Source organism: Thermobrachium celere DSM 8682 (genome assembly GCF_000430995.1).
Classification (GTDB): Bacteria; Bacillota; Clostridia; order Clostridiales; family Caloramatoraceae; genus Thermobrachium; species Thermobrachium celere.
This window is the reverse complement of sequence record NZ_HF952018.1, coordinates 682,454-698,010: the sequence shown is the minus strand read 5'-3', so window position 1 is coordinate 698,010 and position 15,557 is coordinate 682,454. Positions and strand designations below refer to the sequence as shown.

Below are 15,557 nucleotides of genomic sequence, written 5' to 3'. Positions count from 1 at the left end.
TGGTCTTATACGTCGTTTTATCCCTAAGGGTAAAAGCATCAAAGACTTATCTTTTGATACAATTCAAAGGATTCAAAATTGGATGAATAGGTTGCCACGTAAATTGCTAAATTACAAAACCCCAGAAAAATATTTTTATGAAGAACTATCGAAGATTGCTTAATCCCATATTTTGAATATTATAGATGTCGCTTGTGGTTTATCAAGGGTAAAGCTCCGCCTGCTACGCAGCCCTTGACAAACCCATGCACTCCATCTCCTGTTATTATTAAGATGGGCTTAAGGCTGATTTTGACTATTGTCAGTCCTATTCTACATGATTTTTCACAGGGGTGTTGCATTTAATATTGCAATTTAAGTAATCAAAATTAATTATCATTTGTAAACATCTACTAATAATCCCTTAATCTCTTCAATCTTATCTGCCAGCTCAATTGTATCTTTATGCTGTTCTAGAAGTTCTTTTGTTAAAGCATCAACCTTTTCATTTATTACTTCTATTTTTACATGAAGACTATAACTATATGGCCCAATCTCTCTTTTTAATACATATGCATTCTTAACTACATAGCTTAAATATTCCTGAACCCTTTTCTTATATTCCCTTGCATCCTCTACACTTCTTGTTGCAATTAATCTTTTGCCTAATCTGTCTATTTCATTTAGCATCCTTTGAAGGTTTTGTTCAGTTTGATCCTTACTTGCAAGATCTAGAGCAGTTGAAAAACTTGCTGCTGTAGATGTCCTTGATACTTGCTTATTTTCTCCCGAACTTGCTCTATTTATTCTATTTATTCTCATCAAATCACCCCAAATATATTAATTAATTCAATTATACAACAACAAATATTTAATGAACAATTCTATTTTAATGATACTAAAAAATACCCCATGCAAGGATTTTTAAATAGAAGTAATCCTCACATGGGGTTAATTTATAATAATTAAACTTTCATATAATTATATGAAATACTTTAAAAATTAAAAATCTCACTATTCCCATCAAATCTTTTAAAGTTTTCATCAAATCTTCTTGCTAAATCCTCTGCACTTTTTATATATTCCTCTTTATTATTCCATGTATTAATTGGATTTAAAATTTCTGATGGAACTCCATCTATAAATGTAGGCATATTCAAATTAAATATTGGATGTACTTCATATTTGACATTATCAAGTTCACCATTTATAGCCGCTTCAACCATTCTCCTTGTATATTTTAAGTTTATTCTATGCCCTATTCCATATGGGCCACCTATCCAACCTGTATTTACTAAAAACACTCTAACATTGTGTTCTTCTATTTTTTCACCAAGCATTTTAGCATACTTTAATGGACTTAAAGGCATAAATGGTTCTCCAAAACAAGCTGAAAATGTTGCCTTAGGCTCTTTAATTCCTCTTTCTGTTCCTGCAAGCTTACTAGTATAACCTGACATAAAATGATACATTGCCTGCTCTTTTGTTAATTTTGATATAGGAGGCAGAACTCCAAAGGCATCTGCTGTTAAAAATATTATGGTTTTTGGATGCCCTGCTTTTCCTTCTAAAAGTGCATTATCTATATATTCAATAGGATAACCTGCCCTTGTATTTTCAGTTAATGAAGCATCCTTATAGTCAGGAATTCTATTTTCATCTAGCACCACATTTTCAAGTATAGTTCCGAACTTTATTGCATTATAAATTTGAGGTTCCTTTTCCTTTTCAAGCCCAATACACTTTGCATAACATCCACCCTCAAAGTTAAAAACACCTTCACTTGACCAGCCATGTTCATCATCACCAATTAAAAATCTATTACCATCAGCAGAAAGTGTTGTTTTTCCTGTTCCTGATAGTCCAAAGAATAATGCAACATCTCCATCACGTCCAACGTTTGCTGAGCAGTGCATTGGAAGAACATTCTTTTGAGGCAAAATATAATTTAAAACAGAAAAGACAGATTTTTTTATTTCTCCACAGTATTTTGTTCCTCCAATTATAATCATTCTCTTTTCAAAATTTATAATAACAAACGCCTCTGAATTTGTACCATCTATAATTGGCTGTGCCTTGAAGTTTGGAACTGCAATAACAGTAAAATCTGGTTCAAAATCCTTTAAATCATTCCTTCTTATAAAAAGCTGATGTACAAATAAATTTTGAACCGCCATTTCATTTATAAAACGAACCTTTAGCCCAAATCTCTCATCTGCTCCAGCGTATCCATCAAAAATATAAATATCTCTATTCTCTAAATACGCCATTAACCTTCCATAAATTTTATTAAACACTTCAACTGAAATTGGCTTGTTTACTTTTCCCCAATAAATAAAATCATGAACATTTTCAGTATCAACTATAAATCTGTCTTCTGGCGATCTACCTGTATATTCCCCTGTTGTTATAGTAATCGCCCCTGTTTCTGATAATACTCCCTCATTCTTTAAAAGAGCATGCTCTACTAGCTTGCCCACAGATAGATTATAAAAGATATTTTTAGGATTAATAATTCCTATTTTTTGTAAATAACTTTGCAACTCCATATTCCTGCCCCCTAAAATTTACTTCAATATTATTTTACGCTTTTGCATTAAAAATTGCAATATGGAGTTGTAAAATATTTTTTTCTTTCAATGTGCGACATTTATTATAATATATTCATCATATTTCGATTAATATTTTATCTATTGTATATTACATATCGTTATTTGTTTAACATATTCTTTTCTACTTCATCCATTGCCAAGTTTGCTAGCTCATCACAACGGTTATTGTAATAATCATCACTATGTCCCTTTACCTTAATAAATTCAACATCATGTATTTTTGTCAGTTCTATTAGCTTTTCCCACAGTTCTTTATTTTTTACAGGCTCTTTATTACTATTCTTCCATCCATTCTTCTGCCATTTTTCTATCCAACCTTGATTAAAAGCATTCACAACATAGGCCGAATCACTGTGTAGCTTAACCTTACATGGTTCCTTAAGCATACTTAAAGCATCAATTACTGCAGTTAATTCCATAATATTATTTGTTGTATTTTCAAACCCCTTTTTTATCTCCTTTATCTTATCCTTATATATTAATACACAACCATATCCACCAACAGCAGCCTCTTTGCCATTGCCTCTACAACCACCATCTGTATATATTGTTACTTCCTTCATATTATAACCTCCATTCCTCAAATTAACATGGTAAATAACTTACAATTTATTTTACAAAATTAAAAATTATATGTATATTTATGTTATGCAAACTTGTTTAAGGGGGGATATAATGAATAGATTAAAAAATAAAAATATATTAATTCCAATACTCCTTTTAGTTTTTGTTTTAATTATTGCTTTCTTCTCATTTAAAAATTCAAGACCTCACTCTGAAATTATGTACAAAGACTTCATAGAAGAAGTTCAAAAAGGCAATGTGACAGATGTATATATTACAAACAGAGAAGCGATGGAGTTTAAATTAAAGGATGGAAGTATATTAACAACCGAAAACCCTCGTTCTCTAAACTTAAAGGAAACTCTACTATTAAATGGTGTAAAAGTACATGAAAGAAGTGCATCCTCTAAAGCTGAAACAATAATACTTATAATTATTGCATCATCACTTGTATCTGCTTTAATATATTTAACAACAAAGAATTCAAAAAGTAAAGGGGGAGCCTTTAAGCTATCCTCAATTGAAGTTGATGCAGTAACTGATACTGGTATAACATTTGAAAATATAGCTGGTAACGAAGAAGCAAAGGAGAGCATAAAAGAATTAGTTGACTTTATTAAAACGCCTGAAAAATATGCAAAGTTTAAAGCTAGAATGCCAAGAGGAGTAATCTTATATGGTCCTCCTGGAACCGGTAAGACACTTATGGCAAAGGCACTTGCAACAGAGGCCAATGTACCTTTTTTTGCAGTAAATGGTTCAGACTTTGTACAAATATATGTTGGAGTTGGTGCAGGTAGAATTAGAGATCTATTTAAAAAGGCAAAGGAAAAGGGGAAAGCAGTTATTTTCATTGACGAAATTGACGCAATAGGTAAAAAACGTTCAATGAGGGCAGATAGTGGATCTGATGAAAGAGACCAAACATTAAATGCCCTGCTTTCCGAAATGTCAGGATTTAAAAGTAGTGATGGTATTGTAGTAATTGCTGCAACAAATAGACTTGATATTCTTGACGAAGCACTTTTAAGACCTGGGAGATTTGACAGACACATAGAAGTTAATCTTCCTGATGTAAAGGATAGGCAGAGAATACTTGAACTATATTTAAAGGACAAGCCACTTGCCGATGATGTAGATATTAGTAAAATTGCAAAGTCTACTGTATATTTTTCTGGTGCAAAACTAGAAAATCTTGTGAACGAAGCCTCTATACTTGCTGCTAAAGAAAACTCTGAATATATAACAATGAAGCACCTTGACAAAGCTCTATCAATAGTAATAGCAGGTGCAGAAAAGAAAAACAAAGATGTATTCTCTGAAACTGATAGAAAAATTACGGCATATCATGAAGCTGGACATGCATTGGTTGCAAAGCTTACAAACAGCTCAAGCATAAGAAAAATAACTATAATTCCAAGCACAAAGGGAGCAGGTGGATATACATTAACTGTTCCAAAGGATGCAAATTATCAAACCAAAAAGATGCTCCTTGACACAATAAAAGTATATCTTGCTGGTAGAGCTGCAGAAGAAGTTATATTTGGAAAAGACAATATAACAACCGGTGCCTCAAATGATATTCAAAGGGTTACTGAAATTATAATAAGCATGATTAAAGACTATGGTATGTTTGAAACTTCAGGACTTCTTAGCTATTCTGTTATACAAGAGAATTCCTATATCGATATGAAGCATATAGTTGATACAGCAAATAGCATTGTAAAAACACTTTATGAAGAAGTAATGGATCTAATTAACAACAATTTAGATAAACTTCATAGACTTGCAAATGAGCTTTTAGAGAAGGAAACAATCTATGAAGAAGAAATTGATTCTATACTTTCTTAAAATTTAAGTGCCATAAACCCATAGTTTATGGCACATATTTTAAATATAGAAATAAATCATCCCTCTATCATATTTTAAAAACTTTTTACCCTTTGAAAATCCATTATACTCCTTTATACTGTAATTTTTCTCAAGTTGTGTTTTAAAATAATTTTTGTTCTTAAACTCTCCAACAAAATGTATCTTAAATTTATCATCCTTATCAACAACAATAGAAAAAATATCTTTACTATTCCACTTCTGCAGTGCTTCGATTATGTTTATTAAATCATTCAGAATTTCATAATCTGATTCTACCTCAAAAATTACAGATTCTTTTTGTAAAACATCTTCTTCTATCTTAGGATAACAATACTCATTTAAACATTTTAAAACATACTCTACCCTCTCTATAACTTTATCATCAATTGGCATTAATGAAGAGTAGAATTTCTGCAGTATTCCTGCTGTTTCTACTACAAAATGAACATTTACCTGCTTATTGGTTAAAAAACTTTTTAAAGCTATAACTCCAAATCTATCATTCAAATTAAATAAAAATTCATAACTACTAAGTCCATCAACTATAAGCTCTATAACTGGGCCCTCTAAATCCATTTTCACATCAATAGATTTTTTATAGTATAAAATTTCTTTTATATCAACTATTTTGTTAAGCTTTATAACAAAACTAACCTCATTTTGATTATCTATATATACAGAATTGTTTTTGTTTTTTAGACTTCTATATAAAAACTCATAGTTTTTATAATTTAAAGATACCAAAAATCCTTTTTTGTCTATAGCCTTATTATTTACTGCATCATTTACATTATATATTTGCTCAATTAAGTTCATTTAAGTCCCTCCTATTTTATTCGCTATTTATATTTTACTAAATTCTACACATTTTTTCATCATAATTAATTTAATTATTAAAATTTTGTATTAATACTCAAGTCTATGGATTTTATTATCGAAATTTAAAAAAAAAGAGTCGTGAGGTGTTATGGATGAAGAAAAACAAAAAACTTAGTTTTAAGTTAATTCCAATTATCTCTTTAATTGCAATTATCCCTATATTAATAACTTCTACATTTACTATTTTTAAATTTGGAAAAGTAATTGAAGGCAAAGTTAATGAATTGACATCACAAATAGCAACAGAAAAGGCAGCCTATGTTGATCAGTTTATTGAAAAATATGAAAAGCAAGTAGAAAGTATAATCAAAATTTGTTCTGCTGCTAATTTCGACATAAACAATATTTACACAAATTTAGAATCAATACAATCATCTGACCCAACTGTTTTATATGCCTACATTGGTACTCAAGATAAACAAATGATAATGTTTCCTAAGGAACAGCTTCCTGAAGGCTATGATCCAACAACTCGTCCATGGTATAAAACTGCTGAAGCTAATTTTGGAAAAATAATTGTAACTGATCCATACAACGACGCTGCAACAGGACAAATAGTTGTAACTGTTGCAAAGGCAATTAAACTTGCTAATGGAAAGACAGCAGTAGTTGCTGAAGATATAAACATGACAACATTAGCAGAAGTTGTTTCAAAGACAAAGGTTGGAGAAAAAGGATATGCTTCTATAGTTCTTTCAAATGGTTCAGTACTAGTTCATCCAGATAAATCAGTTGTTGGAATAAATCTTGCTGAAAAATATGATTGGGGTAAAAAGTTAATTGAACAAAAAAGCGGAAATATAAAGTATAACTTTAAGGGAATTGAAAAAATAATGGGTATAGCAACTTCACAAAAAACAGGTTGGATACTTGTTGCAACCCTATCCCAAGATGAATATGAAAGGGCCTATAGAAGTACTTTATTAACCACATCAATTCTAGTTGTTATAATTGCAGCGCTATCAGTATTTTTAGGAGTACTAATTGTAAGATATATCACGACTCCTATAAACAAATTAGTAGAGAATATTAAATCTATTGCAGAGGGAGACCTATCTGTAGATGTTAAAATAGATAGAGATGATGAACTAGGAATAATTCAAAGAAGCCTATTAAACCTTGTAAGTGTTCAAAGACAAATTATTACAGAAATTGCTGCAACAAGCTCACAGCTACTAAATGCATCAAACGATATTAATATTTCAACAGAAAACAGCGTAAAAGCTATCGATACTATAACTAAATCTATGGAAAACATTGCATCAACTACTCAAACAAATGCAGCAAGCATTCAAGAAGCAAATGCAGGAATTGAAGAGATAGCTTCAAATGCTCAACTTGTAGCAGAGTCTGTTTTAAAGGTAAAGGATAACAGTGAAGAGGCTGTTTTAGCTGCAAGCAACAGCTATAAAACTGTAGAGAATACAACACATGCAATGGAAAAGATAAAGAAATCAGCAACAGAAGTTATGGAAGTTGTAACTGAACTTTATGAGGCTTCAAAGCAAATAGATATAATTGTAAAGACCATTACAGATATTGCTTCTCAAACAAACCTATTAGCACTAAATGCTGCAATAGAAGCTGCACGTGCTGGTGAAGCAGGCAGAGGTTTTGCAGTAGTTGCAGATGAAGTTAGAAAGCTTGCTGAAGGAAGTAGCAATGCGGCAAAAAACATTGGTAAATTGATAGAAAATATACAACTAAAGGTTGAAGCTGCTGTTGAGACAACAAAAAATGAAATAAATTTGGTAGAAGAAGGTAGCAAAGCAACTGAAGAGTTAAAAATTGCCCTTACAACTATACAAAATCAAATAAATATATTAAACAAACACATTGAAGAAGTTGCTGCAGCTGCTGAAGAACAATCTGCTTCAGCTGAACAAATGTCTGCAGTAATAAACACAATAAGTCAATCAATAGAAGATACAGTTCAAATTACAGATGAAGTTGCATCATCAACAGTTTCACAATCTGAAGGAATAAACATAATACACAATTATGCTAAAGAGCTTGAAGCTATATCTAATAAGCTAAAAGAACAAATTAATAAATTCAGAATATAACAATAAGGCCTTCAAACTGTCATTAGTTTGAAGGCCTTATTAATGTAAAAGCCTTTATTCCTTCAATTAGTTCATCTAAATTATCGATTTTATATGGTATGCTCTTTTTAATAGTTTTAAATATTTTAAGGGCTTTAAAATTATCATTCATATAATAATACGAAAGGCCCAAATTGTAGTATAAAGATATATATGAATCAGCATCAATATCTCCAAAGCTAGTTTTTTCATATACCTCTATAGCAAAATTAAACATATCCCTTGCCTTTTCTATATCTCCCATCTTAATATAAACGCAACCTAATACATTATAAGCTTCTGGAACAAATAAAAGTACCTTTATTATGCTACTTGCAATATCAAAGGCCTGTTCAAAATTGCCCCTGTCATAATAATCCCAACATTCATCTAATAATCTATTATACTGGTCAAGTAGATCTCTACTTAAATATCTAAAAACTTTCATCCCAAAATTGTTTGGTATGAAAAAATCTTTCTTAACATAACCCAAATTAAGTTTTACAAAACACTCTTCTACTACCTTTTTAAAACCAGAACTTGAGTTTATATTAGTTATTGCTCCAAAATAGGAACTGTTATAGACTTTATTTTCTTTAAGTTTACTCATATCTTCTACTAATTTTGAATTTGTTTGAGAAACCATAGCAAATACATATCTTCTTGAATCTAAATTTAATAAAATATCTCTTGACCTAAAGCACTCTTCCCAATTTAAATTTAACAAAACAAAACGTAAAATTTCAGTTGATAAATAATACCTATCAAGATATTTTAAAAGTTTTCCCTTTGAAGTAATTTTTACTTCATGTTCTAAATCTATTAAACCCTGTTCCTTTAAAAATTTAATAAGCAAATTAATGTATGATGAACTTTTGTTAAAATACTTTGCAATTAAATCTGCAATAAGCCTTTCACTTGAAATTCTTTGAACCATCTTTATTTCTTCAAATACATCTATTATAGAGGTTAAATCTTCTATAACCTCATCTGCAATATAACCCTCTGTCTTTACTATGTTATATAAATCATCTCTAACTACTGCCGCATCTAGTAGCTGTACCTTCTTTAGCATCTAACTCCTCCATCTATTTCTTTTTAAATTTACAAACAAAGAACCCTTCTAATTCCTTTGATGGTAACACTCTAATAGCTTTGCTTATACTTTTATTAAATCCCTCACTAAAAGCCTGAATAGCACCATTTATTTTTAAATCAATATCCATTATTTCTAAATCTAAATTATTTAAAGCCCAATTAACTACCTCTTCATTTTCCTTTTTATTTAATGTGCATGTTGAATATACTAAAATTCCACCTTTTTTTAAAGCCTTAAAGGCACTTACTAATAATTTTTTCTGTAGATTTGAAAGCCTGTTTACCTCTTTAACTGACCAAAACCTATATGATTTTACATCATTTATATTAAATCTACCTTCTCCACTACAGGGCGCATCTAAAAGAACCCTATCAAACTCCTCTTTATATTTTTCTCCTAATTGCTCTCCTCTTCCATTTATAACTTCAACTATTTTGGCTCCTTGAAGCTCCACATTATATTTTAACCTTTCACATCTTATCTTATCAAGCTCATTTGCTAGAATATATCCTTCATTATTCATCATAGCAGCCATTTGTGTCGTTTTACTGCCTGGAGCTGCTGTCATATCTAGTATTTTCTCTCCCTGCTTTGGATCTAAAACAAGTGGAGGAATCATACTAGGTAAGCTCTGTATGTATATATATCCATTCTTATATACATCAAGCTTCTCTAAATCCTTTTCATCTGCATTCTTTATGATTAGAGCATCTTTATACCATGGTACTCTATCAAACTTTATATTTTCCTTTTTAAAATATTCCATCAAACTATTTATATCGTATTTTATTGTATTTACTCTTAAAGTAGTATACCTATCTCCCATAAAGGAATAAAGCATCTTATCAGCTGTACCTGCTGAAAACTCTTCATATATAAATTCTATAAATTCTCCTGGAAGTCTTCTTTTTACATCAGATATTGAAGCCAATAAAATCACCATCCTAAAAATGTTAATTTTATTATACTTGTACTAATTTACAATAAGTAATAAAATTATATTATGCGTAAAGATTTTACTACATTTTGTTGAAAGGAGCAAGGTAAATGTCCTTAACATTTGACTGGAAGGAAGATAGAAACCTATCTTTGCTAGTAGACTTTTATGAACTAACAATGGCAAATGGTTATTTTAAAAATGGAGTTGGAGAAAAGATAGCCTATTTTGATATGTATTTTAGAAGGGTTCCAGATAATGGGGGGTATTGTATAGTAGCTGGGTTACAGCAACTTATTGAATATCTGAAGAACTTAAGATTTTCAGATGATGACATAGAATACCTAAGAAGTAAAAATATATTCAGCGAAGAATTCATTGAGTATTTAAAAAACTTTGAGTTTAAATGTGACGTTTATGCTATTCCTGAAGGAACACCAGTATTCCCCAATGAACCTCTAATTGTAGTTAGAGGTCCTATAATGCAAGCACAATTTATTGAAACAATGGTGCTTTTAACAATAAATCATCAAACACTAATTGCAACAAAGGCAAATAGAATTGTAAGGGCTGCTGAAGGAAGATCTGTTCTAGAATTTGGCTCAAGAAGAGCACAGGGATATGATGGTGCTATTTTTGGAGCTCGTGCTGCATATATTGGAGGATGTTCAGCTAGTGCTTGTACAATTGCTGAAAAAATGTTTGGAATTCCTGCAGTTGGTACAATGGCCCACAGCTGGGTACAGCTTTTTGATTCAGAGCTTGAAGCCTTTAGAGCATGGGCAAGAACTTATCCTGAAAACTGCCTCCTTTTAGTTGATACCTATAACGTTTTAAAATCAGGAATACCAAATGCTATTAAAGTTTTTAAAGAAGAGCTTCTTCCAAAGGGTATAAGACCAAGAGGAATTAGAATTGATAGTGGTGATATAAAATACCTTTCAGAAAAGGCTAGACAGATGCTGGATGAAGCTGGATTTCCTGACTGTCAGATAATAGTTTCCAATGCACTTGATGAATATATAATAAAAGATGTATTAAGACAGGGAGCAAAGATAGATGGTTTTGGAGTTGGTGAAAGATTAATTACAGCAAAGTCAGAGCCTGTTTTTGGTGGAGTATATAAATTAGTAGCGGTTGAAGAAAATGGTAAAATAATACCTAAAATCAAAATAAGCGAAAATGAAGAAAAGATTACAAACCCAGGTTTTAAACAAATATATAGACTGTTTGATAAAGAAACAAATAAAGCAATAGCTGACCTTATAACCTTCCATGATGAAACAATAGATGAAACAAAACCCCTTGAGATATTTGACCCTATTTTCACATGGAAAAGAAAGACAGTAACTAACTTCTATGCAAAACCTCTTCTTGTCAAAATATTTGACAAAGGAAAACTTGTTTACAAATCTCCAAATGTAAAAGAAATACGCGAATTCGCTAAAAGTCAACTAGAAACTCTATGGGAAGAAATACTACGCTTTGAAAATCCTCATAAATACTACGTTGACCTATCAACTAAGGTATGGGGATTAAAACAAAGGTTGCTTAACGAATATACAAAGAATTATAAGTAAAAATATACACTGCTAATAAAAAATAAATATATAAAAGCCCCATGAAGAGTTTCATGGGGCTTTAAAAATTCTCAAAACATAATATTCATAAATTTTACTCATCAATTGCAAACTCACTTCCATATGCAATCTTAGAAAAGGCCTTTTCTGCATCAATAAGTTTTACTCCCTTTACATCTATATTATCCAAATTACCTTGCCCTACTCCATCCCTAATTAGTCTAAAAAGATAATTTATTGCTTGAGGTCTAAAACCTAAAAGCCTTGCACAAATTGTATCTACAGCAACTGCATCAACTCCAGCTACAAGCATATCAGTATGGACTGCTACTCCCTTTGATGGACCAGTACCAATCATTGCAGGACTTAAACTAACTATAGCTAGATCAATTGGAACAGCCTTTGCCATAGCGTAAATAAATCCATGAAGATCCTCATGAATTCCTAATGACTTTTTAGGATATCCATGTATCTCTGCAGGTGGAATGGATAATGCCATGTTTTTTATCGATGCAGACATTGTAGCCTCTTCATGAACCTTAAGCTGTGTAAATGAAATTATAACATCAGATTCTTTAATAATTTTATTTACCTTAGTGCTTTTTACAATGCTGTGTTCTAATTCTAGATCAAAATATTCACCAAAGTTTAAATCAATAAATTCCACCTGTTCCTCATTTAATATCTTGTCATATCCATTAGATTTCAATACATCTAATGTATTAGCCCCTCCTGCCCCTCCTGATACAACAAATCTCTTTGGATTTTTTGATTTTATATATCTTATAAGCTCCCTTAATGTTTCTCCCCCAACAACTACCCCTTTATTGGGAGGATTTACATTGACAAGGTTTGCAATAACAGTAACTGTAGTTGTATTATCTATTAGACTTTGAATTGGAAGATATCCTAATGCCTCCCTTAAAGCTGCCTTTTCATCCTTATTTCTACCTATTCCTATTATATTACTCTCTAGCTTCTTCTTCCTTAACATATAATCACCCCATTTTAGTTTTTACACAAAATATGTGTCCTATTCCTAAGTAAACCAAAAAGGTGCCACAAATAGTTAATATTTGTGGCACCTTTAAAACTATAATTCCATTACCTTTAAATCTTCAGATATAATTAAATTAGCTTCAGTTGCTGCTATTACCTCTTCAACAGTAGTATTTGGAGCAATCTCCTTTAAAACAAGTCCCTTATCAGTTACCTCTATAACTCCCATTTCAGTTACAATCAAATTCACTTCCTTTGCTGCAGTAAGAGGTAAAGTACATCTCTTTAATATCTTTGGAGCGCCCTTTGCCGTATGCTCCATTGCAACAATAACCTTTTTAGCACCAACTACTAAATCCATTGCTCCACCCATTCCAGGAACCATTTTTCCTGGTATCATCCAGTTAGCAAGGTTTCCTTCCTCATCTACTTGAAGAGCACCAAGCACTGTTGCATCTACATGTCCACCCCTAATTATTGCAAATGACATAGCACTATCAAAACATGCCCCTCCTGGCATCATAGTTACGTATTTCCCACCTGCATTTACAAGGTCTTTATCCTCTTTTCCCTCTTCTGGAGCAGGACCTAATCCTATAAATCCGTTTTCTGATTGAAGTATAACCTCAACATCTTTGTCTATGTAGTTTGCAACCTCTGTTGGAAGACCTATTCCTAAATTTACAACATCTCCATCCTTAAATTCCTTAGCAACCCTTTTTGCTATTATTTCCCTAACTAGATTTTTATCAATCATCTTTCTCCCCCCTTAACTATATAGTCAACTAAAATGTGGGGAGTAACCACATTCTCAGGCTCTATTTCCCCAACCTCAACAATCTCTTCTGCCTCAACAATTACTAAATCTGCAGCCATAGCCATAATTGGATTGAAGTTTCTTGTGGTTTTTGAGTACCATACATTACCTTTTTTATCTACTTTGCTTCCTTTTATTATAGCTACATCTGCCTTAAGTGGCTTTTCAAGTAGATACTTCTTTCCGTCTACCTCAATAATTGTTTTTCCTTCTTCTACAACTGTTCCTAAACCTGTTGGTGTTAATACTCCACCAAGCCCTGCACCATAGGCTCTTATTCTTTCTGCTAGTGTACCTTGTGGTACAAGTTCTACTTCAATCTCTCCAGCATTCATTTGTCTTCCTGTTTCTGGATTTGTACCTATGTGGGACACAATTACCTTTTTAACTTGTTTATTTGCAACAAGCTTTCCAACACCTTTATCTACAAAGGCTGTATCGTTGCAAATTATTGTTAAATCCTTAACACCCTTCTTAACAATTGCATCTACAATATTCTCTGCTGTTCCTACAGCTAAAAATCCTCCAAACATTATTGTTTGGCCATCTTTAATAAACTCCATTACTTCATCAATAGTTTTTATTTTATTCATAACCCACCTCCATAACCCCCATTCTTTAATTATATAATATAAAAAAAATACCAATTTAACAATTTATATTTTTTTAAAATATTCATAATTTTGTATATTATTCGCCTTTTTTCTTTAATATACTCTTAAAATGCTTATCCTCTATTTAAAATTACTAAGCTTACCCTCATAAAATTCAACTTCTTCCTTTAGCTTTAGTTTTCTTGCCACTAGCACCAAATGATAAAGAATTGTCCTTACTGCATTTCCTCTTTTAGATGAATTTTCATAGGCATTTTTAAGTACAATATATGCTTCATCATATTTTTTGTTAAATATAAGAAGTTGAGCTAGATAATCCCAAACTATATTGTTGCCTCCATATATCATTAAATACTCAAAAATCTTCTTTTCTGCTCTGTCATAATTTTTATCCCTTATAGCATTATTTATTATTTCTATATTATACTTTATATCACTTATCATATCTTTGTATAAGCTTTCAAATACTTTCTTCCCAAGCTCTGTTGCTCTGTATATTAAGCATCCATTAACAGCTTTTATTTCAACTAAACCCATATTTACAAAACATAAGTCTAATATGCATCCACCTTTTGTCATAGCTTCAATGCTTGCAAGTCTAAATCTATCACTGGCAATTTCAACTATACTATTCTTTTCGTCAATTTTAATCATTTCATTTACATTTATTTTTACTTCTGTCTTTTTACTAAAAATACTTATTAAAATATCTCTTATCTTTGTAATATCAAAGTTAATATTATCCACTATGCTTGCCCAATTTGTTTTAAAAAGCATTAAATAAAGTATTCCTGCATACCTATCATCAATATCAAGCCTTGATAGTGCTCTTCCTTTCTTAGTTACCTCTAATGTATTTTTTTCTATAGTGATTAAATTATTTTGAATTAAAAATTTCATAAAAAGATCTGTCTCTTCATTCTTTTCATATGCCTCAAGTGGAATATCATTTAGTATTTTTTCAAGAAGGATCATTGTTTTAAAATCATAGTTATTTACATACTCACAGTTCTTTATAACAAACTTACTAAAGCTGTTTGTTGTTATTTCTTTTATAAATTCTTTTGTATCATCCCTTTTTCCTGTAAGTCTATCATATTTTTCTAAATAGTATTCAACATTGCTAAACATCCTTTTATAGTGTGCTATTTTTCCACCCTTTATAAACTTATTAACCTTTAAAAATTCTGTTAATTCAAGCATAGCGTTTAACATCTTAGGTATTCCTTCTCTGCCTCCAAATTCAATATCTATCATATTTACCATATCAGTAAATTCCTCAAAGGTAAATGAATCAATCGTCTCTAAACTTTCTTGAAAATAAAATAGGACTCTGTTTATAAGAAGTTTAACCACAAGCAAATTAAACTTTATTGTATCTTCATCTATCCCCTTTTCTCTCATATATTTTTCAAAAGCAATTAACTTTTCCTTATCTGTCATTATTCCACCACCCCAAACATTTTTATTTACATTATTACCAAATTAAATGTAAATAATACTAATAAAGAAAATTATTTT

13 protein-coding genes and 1 pseudogene are annotated in these 15,557 nt (G+C 31.0%); 4 read left to right on the top strand and 10 right to left on the bottom strand.

Features of this window, described 5'->3' with window-relative positions:
- Window positions 1-163 (top strand): annotated as a pseudogene (locus TCEL_RS13435) (IS30 family transposase); the annotation flags it as partial.
- A 212-nt stretch (window positions 164-375) separates the two neighbouring features.
- On the opposite strand, the gene TCEL_RS03805 reads toward TCEL_RS13435, so the two are convergent.
- From TCEL_RS03805 to rnhA, 3 genes are all read right to left on the bottom strand, one after another.
- On the bottom strand, window positions 376-801 hold the full coding sequence (locus TCEL_RS03805; protein ID WP_018661306.1) for a YaaR family protein: 426 nt from the start codon (window positions 799-801) through the stop codon (window positions 376-378).
- Between the two features lie 173 nt (window positions 802-974).
- A complete protein-coding gene (pckA, locus tag TCEL_RS03800; protein ID WP_018661304.1) occupies window positions 975-2,528 on the bottom strand; it encodes a phosphoenolpyruvate carboxykinase (ATP) in 1,554 nt (517 codons plus the stop codon).
- 161 nt (window positions 2,529-2,689) lie between these two features.
- A complete protein-coding gene (gene rnhA / locus TCEL_RS03795) occupies window positions 2,690-3,154 on the bottom strand; it encodes a ribonuclease HI (protein ID WP_018661302.1) in 465 nt (154 codons plus the stop codon).
- Window positions 3,155-3,266: 112 nt separating this feature from the next.
- Between rnhA and ftsH the strand changes: the two genes are divergently transcribed.
- A complete protein-coding gene (gene ftsH, locus TCEL_RS03790) occupies window positions 3,267-5,006 on the top strand; it encodes an ATP-dependent zinc metalloprotease FtsH (RefSeq protein ID WP_018661300.1) in 1,740 nt (579 codons plus the stop codon).
- A gap of 39 nt (window positions 5,007-5,045) precedes the next feature.
- Here the strand turns inward: ftsH and TCEL_RS03785 are convergent, their stop codons facing one another.
- Complete coding sequence (locus tag TCEL_RS03785; protein WP_018661299.1) at window positions 5,046-5,843, bottom strand: hypothetical protein; 798 nt, start codon at window positions 5,841-5,843, stop codon at window positions 5,046-5,048.
- Window positions 5,844-5,998: 155 nt separating this feature from the next.
- Between TCEL_RS03785 and TCEL_RS03780 the strand changes: the two genes are divergently transcribed.
- The gene (locus tag TCEL_RS03780; protein ID WP_018661297.1) at window positions 5,999-7,972 is read left to right on the top strand and encodes a methyl-accepting chemotaxis protein; all 1,974 of its coding nucleotides are present in this window, start codon (window positions 5,999-6,001) and stop codon (window positions 7,970-7,972) included.
- 22 nt (window positions 7,973-7,994) lie between these two features.
- Here TCEL_RS03780 and TCEL_RS03775 read toward each other — a convergent pair whose 3' ends face one another.
- Together TCEL_RS03775 and TCEL_RS03770 are read right to left on the bottom strand one after the other, a co-directional pair.
- Window positions 7,995-9,065 carry a tetratricopeptide repeat protein gene (locus TCEL_RS03775; protein ID WP_018661294.1) on the bottom strand — a complete coding sequence of 357 codons (1,071 nt, stop codon included), beginning with the start codon at window positions 9,063-9,065 and terminating at the stop codon, window positions 7,995-7,997.
- A gap of 13 nt (window positions 9,066-9,078) precedes the next feature.
- A complete protein-coding gene (locus TCEL_RS03770) occupies window positions 9,079-10,020 on the bottom strand; it encodes an RsmB/NOP family class I SAM-dependent RNA methyltransferase (RefSeq protein WP_018661292.1) in 942 nt (313 codons plus the stop codon).
- 116 nt (window positions 10,021-10,136) lie between these two features.
- Here TCEL_RS03770 and TCEL_RS03765 point away from each other — a divergent pair, with 116 nt between their 5' ends.
- Entirely contained in the window at window positions 10,137-11,606 is a 1,470-nt protein-coding gene (locus TCEL_RS03765; RefSeq protein WP_018661289.1) for a nicotinate phosphoribosyltransferase, read from the top strand.
- 94 nt (window positions 11,607-11,700) lie between these two features.
- Here TCEL_RS03765 and TCEL_RS03760 read toward each other — a convergent pair whose 3' ends face one another.
- From TCEL_RS03760 to TCEL_RS03745, 4 genes are all read right to left on the bottom strand, one after another.
- Window positions 11,701-12,600, bottom strand: coding sequence for a DUF362 domain-containing protein (locus tag TCEL_RS03760; protein WP_018661287.1), 900 nt, complete (start codon window positions 12,598-12,600; stop codon window positions 11,701-11,703).
- Between the two features lie 99 nt (window positions 12,601-12,699).
- Window positions 12,700-13,362 carry a CoA transferase subunit B gene (locus TCEL_RS03755; protein WP_018661285.1) on the bottom strand — a complete coding sequence of 221 codons (663 nt, stop codon included), beginning with the start codon at window positions 13,360-13,362 and terminating at the stop codon, window positions 12,700-12,702.
- Window positions 13,359-14,015, bottom strand: coding sequence for an acetate CoA-transferase subunit alpha (gene atoD, locus TCEL_RS03750; RefSeq protein ID WP_018661283.1), 657 nt, complete (start codon window positions 14,013-14,015; stop codon window positions 13,359-13,361). The genes TCEL_RS03755 and atoD overlap by 4 nt, the downstream gene beginning before the upstream one ends.
- Before the next feature lie 141 nt (window positions 14,016-14,156).
- A complete protein-coding gene (locus TCEL_RS03745) occupies window positions 14,157-15,479 on the bottom strand; it encodes a tetratricopeptide repeat protein (protein WP_018661280.1) in 1,323 nt (440 codons plus the stop codon).
- Window positions 15,480-15,557 lie beyond the last annotated feature (78 nt).

What these genes read in the sequence shown, in the direction of transcription:
- TCEL_RS03805 (WP_018661306.1), bottom strand. Translation starts at nt 801, where the DNA reads ATGAGAATAAATAGAATAAATAGAGCAAGTTCGGGAGAAAATAAGCAA.
- pckA (WP_018661304.1), bottom strand. Translation starts at nt 2,528, where the DNA reads ATGGAGTTGCAAAGTTATTTACAAAAAATAGGAATTATTAATCCTAAA.
- rnhA (WP_018661302.1), bottom strand. Translation starts at nt 3,154, where the DNA reads ATGAAGGAAGTAACAATATATACAGATGGTGGTTGTAGAGGCAATGGC.
- ftsH (WP_018661300.1), top strand. Translation starts at nt 3,267, where the DNA reads ATGAATAGATTAAAAAATAAAAATATATTAATTCCAATACTCCTTTTA.
- TCEL_RS03785 (WP_018661299.1), bottom strand. Translation starts at nt 5,843, where the DNA reads ATGAACTTAATTGAGCAAATATATAATGTAAATGATGCAGTAAATAAT.
- TCEL_RS03780 (WP_018661297.1), top strand. Translation starts at nt 5,999, where the DNA reads ATGAAGAAAAACAAAAAACTTAGTTTTAAGTTAATTCCAATTATCTCT.
- TCEL_RS03775 (WP_018661294.1), bottom strand. Translation starts at nt 9,065, where the DNA reads ATGCTAAAGAAGGTACAGCTACTAGATGCGGCAGTAGTTAGAGATGAT.
- TCEL_RS03765 (WP_018661289.1), top strand. Translation starts at nt 10,137, where the DNA reads ATGTCCTTAACATTTGACTGGAAGGAAGATAGAAACCTATCTTTGCTA.
- TCEL_RS03760 (WP_018661287.1), bottom strand. Translation starts at nt 12,600, where the DNA reads ATGTTAAGGAAGAAGAAGCTAGAGAGTAATATAATAGGAATAGGTAGA.
- TCEL_RS03755 (WP_018661285.1), bottom strand. Translation starts at nt 13,362, where the DNA reads ATGATTGATAAAAATCTAGTTAGGGAAATAATAGCAAAAAGGGTTGCT.
- atoD (WP_018661283.1), bottom strand. Translation starts at nt 14,015, where the DNA reads ATGAATAAAATAAAAACTATTGATGAAGTAATGGAGTTTATTAAAGAT.
- TCEL_RS03745 (WP_018661280.1), bottom strand. Translation starts at nt 15,479, where the DNA reads ATGACAGATAAGGAAAAGTTAATTGCTTTTGAAAAATATATGAGAGAA.